Source organism: Mitsuaria sp. TWR114, from assembly GCF_007997345.1.
This window is the reverse complement of sequence record NZ_VOSR01000435.1, coordinates 1-6,851: the sequence shown is the minus strand read 5'-3', so window position 1 is coordinate 6,851 and position 6,851 is coordinate 1. Positions and strand designations below refer to the sequence as shown.

7 protein-coding genes and 1 pseudogene are annotated in these 6,851 nt (G+C 72.2%); 7 read left to right on the top strand and 1 reads right to left on the bottom strand.

The features are described 5' to 3' along the window. The 7 genes and pseudogenes from FUT87_RS15885 to FUT87_RS15855 form a co-directional block, all read left to right on the top strand. Window positions 1–771, top strand: a 771-nt coding sequence (locus tag FUT87_RS15885; protein ID WP_147241637.1) for a tripartite tricarboxylate transporter substrate binding protein, incomplete at its 5' end; no start/stop codon positions are given. Between the two features lie 22 nt (window positions 772–793). Continuing rightward, complete coding sequence (gene garL, locus FUT87_RS15880) at window positions 794–1,579, top strand: 2-dehydro-3-deoxyglucarate aldolase (RefSeq protein WP_091721935.1); 786 nt, start codon at window positions 794–796, stop codon at window positions 1,577–1,579. 15 nt (window positions 1,580–1,594) lie between these two features. Then, on the top strand, window positions 1,595–2,497 hold the full coding sequence (gene glxR / locus FUT87_RS15875) for a 2-hydroxy-3-oxopropionate reductase (RefSeq protein ID WP_091721939.1): 903 nt from the start codon (window positions 1,595–1,597) through the stop codon (window positions 2,495–2,497). A 194-nt stretch (window positions 2,498–2,691) separates the two neighbouring features. Beyond that, window positions 2,692–3,977, top strand: a pseudogene (locus FUT87_RS15870) (glycerate kinase). 98 nt (window positions 3,978–4,075) lie between these two features. Next, window positions 4,076–4,828: a Crp/Fnr family transcriptional regulator gene (locus tag FUT87_RS15865; protein WP_147241636.1), complete on the top strand. Its 753-nt coding sequence runs from the start codon at window positions 4,076–4,078 to the stop codon at window positions 4,826–4,828. A 54-nt stretch (window positions 4,829–4,882) separates the two neighbouring features. Further along, complete coding sequence (locus FUT87_RS15860; protein WP_091721954.1) at window positions 4,883–5,731, top strand: HDOD domain-containing protein; 849 nt, start codon at window positions 4,883–4,885, stop codon at window positions 5,729–5,731. 62 nt (window positions 5,732–5,793) lie between these two features. Beyond that, window positions 5,794–6,144 (top strand): GFA family protein, encoded by a 351-nt coding sequence (locus FUT87_RS15855; RefSeq protein ID WP_147241635.1) that lies wholly within the window; start codon window positions 5,794–5,796, stop codon window positions 6,142–6,144. A gap of 30 nt (window positions 6,145–6,174) precedes the next feature. On the opposite strand, the gene FUT87_RS15850 is transcribed toward FUT87_RS15855, so the two are convergent. Beyond that, window positions 6,175–6,851: cell wall metabolism sensor histidine kinase WalK (locus tag FUT87_RS15850; RefSeq protein WP_147241634.1), on the bottom strand; the 677-nt coding region annotated here is incomplete at its 5' end.

Below are 6,851 nucleotides of genomic sequence, written 5' to 3'. Positions count from 1 at the left end.
GAGAACAAGCCCGGCGCCAGCGGCAACATGGGCGCGGACCAGACCGCCAAGGCGAACGACGGCTACACCGTCATGCTGTGCGACGTCAGCGCGCTGGCCATCAGCCCCTCGCTCTACACCAAGCTGCCCTTCGATCCGTCCAAGGACCTGCGCGGCGTGGCGATGCTGGCCTACTCGCCGCACATGCTGGTGGTGCATCCCTCGGTGCCGGCCAGCAACCTGAAGGAACTGGTCGAGCTGTCGAAGAAGTCCAAGATCGACTTCGCCGTCACCGCCATGGGAAGCGCGCCGCACCTGGCCGGCTACCAGGTCGCCAGCCTGACCGGCGCGAAGTGGGAATACATCCCGTACAAGGGCGGCTCGCAGGCCGTCACCGACACGATCGCCGGCCAGACGCAGGTGCTGATGAACGGCATGCTGGCGACGCTGCCCTTCGTGCAGCAGAACAAGCTCAAGGTCATCGGCGTGAGCAAGGCCACCCGCGTGCCGCTGCTGCCCAACGTGCCCACGCTGGCGGAGCAGGGCGCGACCGGCTTCGAGTCCGGCACCTGGCAGGGCATCCTGGCCCCGGCCGGCATGCCCAAGGCCCATGTCGACAAGCTGTCCGCCGCGCTGATCAGCATCATCCGCTCGCCCGACGTGCGCGCGCGGCTGGCCGCGCAGGGCGCCGAGGTCAACACGATGAACGCGGCCGAGATGGACACCTTCTTCAATGCCGAGCGCAAGAAGTGGGCGGGCGTCGTGGCCAAGAGCGGGCTCAAGCTCGATTGATGACGCACCGAGGAGTCCAGCCATGCCGACGCCGACCACGCCCTATTCGAGCTTCCCCAACACGCTGCGCCAGCGCCTGCGCGCCGGCGAGCGCCTGATCGGCTGCTGGTGCTCGCTGGCCAACCCGATCAGCACCGAGGTGCTGGGCGTGGCCGGCTTCGACTGGCTGCTGCTCGATGGCGAGCATTCGCCCAACGAGGTCAGCAGCTTCGTGCCGCAGCTGATGGCGCTCAAGGACAGCGTCAGCGCGCCGGTCGTGCGGCCGAGCAGCAACAACGCCGTCGAGATCAAGCGGCTGCTGGACGCGGGCTTCTCCAACCTGCTGATCCCCTTCGTCGAGACCGCCGAGCAGGCCGCCGCCGCGGTCGCCGCCACGCGCTACCCGCCGCAGGGCATTCGGGGCGTGTCGGTCTCGCAGCGCAACAACCGCTACGGCACCGTGCCCGGCTACTTCCAGGGCATCAACGAGCAGATCGCCGTGATCGTGCAGATCGAGAGCCCGGCCGGCGTGGCCGCCGCCGCGCAGATCGCCGCGGTCGAGGGCGTCGACGCCGTCTTCATCGGTCCCTCCGACCTGGCGGCAGGCTACGGGCACCTGGGCCATCCGCAACATCCGGAGGTGCAGGCCGCGATGGCGAGCATCCATGCCGCCTGCCGCGCCGCCGGCAAGCCGGTGGGCATCCTCGCGCCGGTCGAGGCCGACGCGCGCCGCTACCTCGAGCAGGGCGCGACCTTCGTGGCCGTCGGCAGCGACCTGGGCGTGTTCCGCGCCGCGACGCAGGCCCTGCGAGACAAGTTCAAGGACTGAAAGAGAGAGACCCTCATGAGCATCAAGATCGGCTTCATCGGCCTGGGCATCATGGGCGCGCCCATGGCGGTGCGCCTCGCGCAGGGCGGGCATGCGCTGTTCGTGCACACCCGCAGCCAGGTCCGCGAGGAAGTGACCGCCGCCGGCGCCACCGTCTGCGCCAGCGCGACCGAAGTCGCGCAGCGCGCCGACGTCATCTTCACGATGGTGCCGGACACGCCGGACGTCGAGCGCGTGCTGTTCGGCGAGGGCGGCGTGGCCGCGGGCCTGAGCGCCGGCAAGACCGTCGTGGACATGAGCTCCATCTCGCCGATGGCGACCAAGGACTTCGCGCGGCGGATCGAGGCACTGGGCGCCGAATGGCTGGATGCGCCGGTCTCCGGCGGCGAGGTCGGCGCCAAGGCCGGCACGCTGTCCATCATGGTCGGCGGCGAGGAGGCCACCTTCGCCCGCATCAAGCCGCTGTTCGAGCTGATGGGCAAGAACATCACGCGGGTCGGCGGCGCGGGCGCCGGCCAGACGACCAAGGTCGCCAACCAGATCATCGTGGCGCTGAACATCGCCGCCGTCGGCGAGGCGCTGGTCTTCGCCTCCAAGGCCGGCGCCGATCCGGCCAAGGTGCGCGAGGCGCTGATGGGCGGCTTCGCCTCCAGCCGCATCCTGGAAGTCCATGGCGAGCGCATGATCAAGCGCACCTTCAACCCGGGCTTCCGCATCGCGCTGCACCAGAAGGACCTGAACCTGGCGCTGCAGAGCGCCAAGGCGATGAACCTGGCGCTGCCCAACACCGCCGGCACCGCGCAGCTGATGCAGGCCGCCGCGGCGCAGGGCTGGGACCAGCTGGACCACTCGGCGCTGGTGCGCGCGCTCGAGGTCATGGGCAACCACGAGGTCGGTAGCACTACGGACGCCGGCTGAGCGGCCGCTGCCCACAATCGGCGCCCATGAGCTCCACCTCCGACGCGGCGCGGGCCGCTGCCTCCGGCGCCGCCGGCCCTGCTGCTTCCTTGACGTCCGGCGACGCGTCCTCGTCGCCGGCGGCTTCATCGGCGCGCTCGGCGTCATCGAACGCGGCGGACGCCCCGGAAGCTACGGACGCACGGACCCGGGCGCTGCTCGACGACCCGCGCGCGCTGCTCAAGCACCTCTACCGCGTCGCGGTCGATCGCGCGCTGCCGGGCAAGATCCTCGCCGGCCATCTCCCGCCGCCGCCCAAGGGCCGCACGCTGGTGATCGGCGCGGGCAAGGGCGGTGGCTCGATGGCGCAGGCGATGGAGGCGGCCTGGCCCGCGTCCGCGCCGATGAGCGGGCTGGTCATCACGCGCTACGGCCACATCCCGCCGGACTACCAGCGCGGCGCATCGAGATGGTCGAGGCCGCGCACCCGGTCCCCGACGCCGCCGGCGAGCGGGCCGCGGCGCGGATGATGCAGTTGGTGCGCGATTTCCGGCCGACCGCCGACGACCAGGTGATCTGCCTGATCTCCGGGGGCGGCTCGGCGCTGATGCCCTTGCCGGCGCCCGGGCTGACGCTGGCCGACAAGCAGGCGGTGAACCGCGCGCTGCTGGCCAGCGGCGCCAACATCGCCGAGATGAACTGCGTGCGCAAGCACCTCAGCGCGATCAAGGGCGGCCGGCTGGCCGCCGCCTGCGCGCCGGCCAAGGTGCTCACGCTGATGATTTCCGACGTGCCCGGCGACGACCCGCAGGTGATCGCCTCCGGCCCGACCGTGCCCGACGCGACGACCTGCGCCGACGCGCTGGCCATCTGCCGGCGCTATCGCATCACGCTGCCGCCGCAGGCGGTCGAGGCGCTGGAGCGCGGCCACTGGGAGACGCCCAAGCCGGGCGACACCTGCTTCGACGGTCATGAGCAGCGCATCATCGCCGCGCCGCGTCAGAGCCTGCTGGCGGCGGCCGAGGCGGCGCGCGCGCTCGGCCTGACCGCGCACGTGCTCTCGGACGAGATCGAGGGCGAGTCGCGCGAGGTCGGCCGCGTGCATGCGGCGCTGGCGCGCTCGGTGGCGCGGCATGGCGAGCCCTTCGCCAGGCCCTGCCTGATCCTCTCCGGCGGCGAGACCACGGTGACGCTGGTGCCGCAGCCCGGGCGCGGCGGTCGTGCCGGCGAGTTCGTGCTCGGCTGCGCGATCGCGCTGGACGGGCAGGAGGGCGTCTGGGGCCTGGCCGCGGACACCGACGGCATCGATGGCGTGGAGGACAACGCCGGTGCCTTCCTCAGCCCGAGCACGCTGCAGCGCGCCCGCGCGCTGGGCCTGAAGCCGGCCGAGCTGCTGGCCGCCAACAACGGCTACGCGCTCTTCGAGGCGCTCGGCGACCTGCTGATCACCGGTCCGACGCAGACCAACGTCAACGACTTCCGCGCGCTGCTGATCCGCTGATCCGGGAGGCGTCCGATCGCTCGGATGTTGACCTCCCTCATGGCAATTTCCGGCCAGTCCCGCGACAGTCCGGCATCCCCGGTTTCCGAGAATGCCCCGTGACCGCCGACTTCCTGTCCGATCCCGCCGCGCCCGTTGCTCGCGGCGTCTCGTCGCCCGCCGCCGCGGAAGGCGATGCGGCCCACAACGCCGCCTTGATGCCGGGTCCCGCCCATCCGGTGCCGTGGCGCGCACTGCTCGGCGATGTGCTGCTGGAGGCCGACGACTGGTCCGCGCTGGCCAGCATGGCGCGGGTGCGCCGCTGCCGGGCCGGCGACTTGGCGGTCCGCCGCGGGGACGCGGCGGTGGCGATGGTGGCGCTCTGCGAAGGGCGGGTCGTGGCGGGCGGCCCGCTGGCCGGCCCGCGCTTGGCCGTGGCCGGCGATGGCGTCCAGGTAGTGGCTGGAGTGGAAGACGCGCGGATCGTCTCGGCCACCGCGCTGGTGATGGAGTGGCCGATGGCGGCGGCGACCCTGTGGCTGCGCTCGCAGCCGCCGGTGCTGGCCGCGTTGCTGCGGGCCAGCGCGGCGCAACTGCGTGAGGCGCAGGACGCGCTGCGCGGGCTGACCACGAAGGACGCGACCGCGCGCATCGCCGCCTGGCTGCTGGCGCAGGCCGGCGGGTCGGCCGAGGTGCGGCTGGCCGAGCGCAAGCGCGACGTGGCGGCGCGGCTGTCGATCTCGCCGGAGACGCTGTCGCGCGCGCTGCGGCAGCTCGCCGACCGGGGCATCCTGGCGGTGCAGGGCTACCGCATCGGCCTGCTGGACCCGGTGGCGCTGCTGGCGCTGGCGCGCTGCGGCCGGGCGGCATAGACTCGCCTCCACCTGCCGTCGCGTCCAGAGGAGGCCGCCGTGACGATTGCCAGCATGACCCCCACGACTCCCGTTTCCGCCAGCGCGGAGCGTTTCCTCGGGGGGCACGCCAGCCTCCCGGTGATGCCTGAAGTCGGGCGCAAGCTCTTGCGCAGCCTGGACGACGACGGCGTCTCGCTCGGCCAGATCGCCGAGCTGATCGGCAAGGATTCCACGCTGGCGGCCAAGGTGCTGCGGCTGGCCAACTCCGCGCGCTACAGCCCCTCCCACACGATCGGCACGCTGCAGGACGCCGCGATGGCGCTGGGCCTGGAGACGCTGCGCAACCTCGCGATGGCGGCCAGCATCTCCGCCACCTTCCCCGAGGTGAAGGGCCTGGACCGCCAGCGCTTCTGGCGCCACAGCGTGCGCACCGCCGGCTACGCGCGCCTGCTGGCCAAGCTGCTGCAGGGCGATGCCGACACCGCCTACCTCGCCGGGCTGATGCTGCGCACCGGGCAGCTCATGATGGCGATGAGCGAGCCGGACCAGGTCGCCGACGTCGAGGCCCACGCGGCCGAGCCGGGCAGCCGGTTCTCGCTGGAGATGCATCGCTTCGGCTGCACGCATGCCGACGTGACGGCGGCGCTGGCGGCGCACTGGCACTTCCCGGCTGACCTGGTCGAGGCCTTCAAGGACGCCAACGCGCCGCTGGAGATCCGGCCGTTCTCGATGCTGGCGGCGATCCTGCACCTGGCCGAGGTGCTCGCCGATGCCTGCGACCAGCAGTCCGACCGCATCGCCGCGCTGGAGCTCGCGGTGCCGGAGCTGGTGGAGCACCTGCATATGGACCTGGACTTCCTGCGGCTGCGCCTGGATGGCTGCGGTGATCCGGGACAGGACGTCGAGCTGATGCTCAAGTGACGCGCGGCGCGCGCCCGGCTGAGGTAAGGTCGGCCGCTTCAATAAAACCGAGCGGAGACGACATGACGACGTACCAGGGCAGCTGCCATTGCGGCCGGGTGGCCTATGAGGTGGACGGTGAGATCGACGGGGCGATGGCCTGCAACTGCTCGATCTGCCAGCGCAAGGGTTCGCTGCTGTGGTTCGTGCCGCGCGGGCAATTCCGGTTGAAGACCGACGAGGCGGCGGCCAGCACCTACGAGTTCAACAAGCACGCGATCAAGCACCGCTTCTGCGCGGTGTGCGGCATCCATCCCTATGCCGAGGGCACCGACCCGAAGGGCAACGCGATGGCGGCGATCAACGTCCGCTGCCTGGAGGGCATCGAGCTCGACAGCATTCCGGTGACGCACTTCAACGGGCGCGACATGTGAGCGGGTGAACGGGCGCCGGCGCGGCGGCGCTCAGGCGTCGCCGGCCGGCAGATGCACCGAGAACCGCGCGCCGCCCCAGCGCGAGACGCCCACCTCGATGCGACCGCCGGCGGCGCGCACGATGAGGTCACACAGCGCCAGCCCCAGGCCGGTGCCTTCGATGTCCGCCGCGCGCGCCCCGGCGCCCCGGTAGAAGCGCTCGAACACGCGCTCGCGTTCCTCCGCGGGAAGGCCCGGGCCATCGTCCTCGACGACCAGTTCCGTCCCGTCCGGCCGCGCGACCACCGAGACCAGCACCGAGCCGCCGGCGGCGCCGTACTTGACCGCGTTCTCCACCAGGTTGGTCGCGACCAGCATCAGCAGTTCGCGCGGCACGCGGGCCGCCGCGTTTGCCTCCAGCGCATCCGCACCTGGGTTCTCAGCGCCCGCCAGGCTCAGCGTCATGCCGCGTGCCTGGGCCGCGGGCCGGGCGCGCCGCACGACGGCCTCGACGATCGGGCCGATGGCCACCGGTGCGACCGGCGCCGAGTCCTGCCCGGCATCCAGCCGCGCCAGCGTCAGCAGTTCCTCCACCAGCGCCGTCAGCCGCGCGACGTCCTCCAGCCCCGAGCGCAGCGCCTGGACATACTCGTCGGCGCCGCGCGGCCGGCGCAGGGTGATCTCGAGCTCCGTGCGCAGCCGGGAGAGCGGCGAGCGCAGCTCATGCG

What these genes read in the sequence shown, in the direction of transcription:
- glxR (WP_091721939.1), top strand. Translation starts at nt 1,595, where the DNA reads ATGAGCATCAAGATCGGCTTCATCGGCCTGGGCATCATGGGCGCGCCC.
- FUT87_RS15855 (WP_147241635.1), top strand. Translation starts at nt 5,794, where the DNA reads ATGACGACGTACCAGGGCAGCTGCCATTGCGGCCGGGTGGCCTATGAG.
- garL (WP_091721935.1), top strand. Translation starts at nt 794, where the DNA reads ATGCCGACGCCGACCACGCCCTATTCGAGCTTCCCCAACACGCTGCGC.
- FUT87_RS15860 (WP_091721954.1), top strand. Translation starts at nt 4,883, where the DNA reads ATGACCCCCACGACTCCCGTTTCCGCCAGCGCGGAGCGTTTCCTCGGG.